The organism is Streptomyces sp. PKA51 (assembly GCF_057552455.1).
In genome coordinates, this window is the sequence record NZ_BAAJPZ010000052.1 from 1 (window position 1) to 1,225 (window position 1,225).

The following is a 1,225-nucleotide window of genomic DNA, read 5'->3' on the forward strand; positions in this document are numbered from 1 at the left end:
GACGAGTCAGAAACCGTTGATGTAGGCGAAGGACATGCGAAAGGTCCGGCGTAGAGGGTAAGACCCCCGTAGCTGAAACATTGACGGCTCGTTTGAGAGACACCCAAGTAGCACGGGGCCCGAGAAATCCCGTGTGAATCTGGCGGGACCACCCGCTAAGCCTAAATATTCCCTGGTGACCGATAGCGGATAGTACCGTGAGGGAATGGTGAAAAGTACCGCGGGAGCGGAGTGAAATAGTACCTGAAACCGTGTGCCTACAAGCCGTGGGAGCGTCGCGTTGAGCCTTGTGCTCAACGTCGTGACTGCGTGCCTTTTGAAGAATGAGCCTGCGAGTTTGCGGTGTGTTGCGAGGTTAACCCGTGTGGGGAAGCCGTAGCGAAAGCGAGTCCGAATAGGGCGATTCAGTAGCGCGCTCAAGACCCGAAGCGGAGTGATCTAGCCATGGGCAGGTTGAAGCGGAGGTAAGACTTCGTGGAGGACCGAACCCACCAGGGTTGAAAACCTGGGGGATGACCTGTGGTTAGGGGTGAAAGGCCAATCAAACTCCGTGATAGCTGGTTCTCCCCGAAATGCATTTAGGTGCAGCGTCGTGTGTTTCTTGCCGGAGGTAGAGCACTGGATAGGCGATGGGCCCTACCGGGTTACTGACCTTAGCCAAACTCCGAATGCCGGTAAGTGAGAGCGCGGCAGTGAGACTGTGGGGGATAAGCTCCATGGTCGAGAGGGAAACAGCCCAGAGCATCGACTAAGGCCCCTAAGCGTACGCTAAGTGGGAAAGGATGTGGAGTCGCAGAGACAACCAGGAGGTTGGCTTAGAAGCAGCCACCCTTGAAAGAGTGCGTAATAGCTCACTGGTCAAGTGATTCCGCGCCGACAATGTAGCGGGGCTCAAGCGTACCGCCGAAGTCGTGTCATTGCAGTATGTACCTCCAACGAGGACTGTGATGGGTAGGGGAGCGTCGTGTGCCGGGTGAAGCAGCCGTGGAAACGAGTTGTGGACGGTTCACGAGTGAGAATGCAGGCATGAGTAGCGATACACACGTGAGAAACGTGTGCGCCGATTGACTAAGGGTTCCTGGGTCAAGCTGATCTGCCCAGGGTAAGTCGGGACCTAAGGCGAGGCCGACAGGCGTAGTCGATGGACAACCGGTTGATATTCCGGTACCCGCTTTGAAACGCCCAATATCGAATCAGGCGATGCTAAGTCCGTGAAGCCGCCCTG

Annotated in this window: 1 rRNA gene; it reads left to right on the forward strand. The window is 56.3% G+C overall.

Annotation, left to right across the window (positions count from 1 at the left end):
• Window positions 1–1,225: ribosomal RNA gene (locus AC27L3_RS29505) — 23S ribosomal RNA — on the forward strand; the annotation flags it as partial.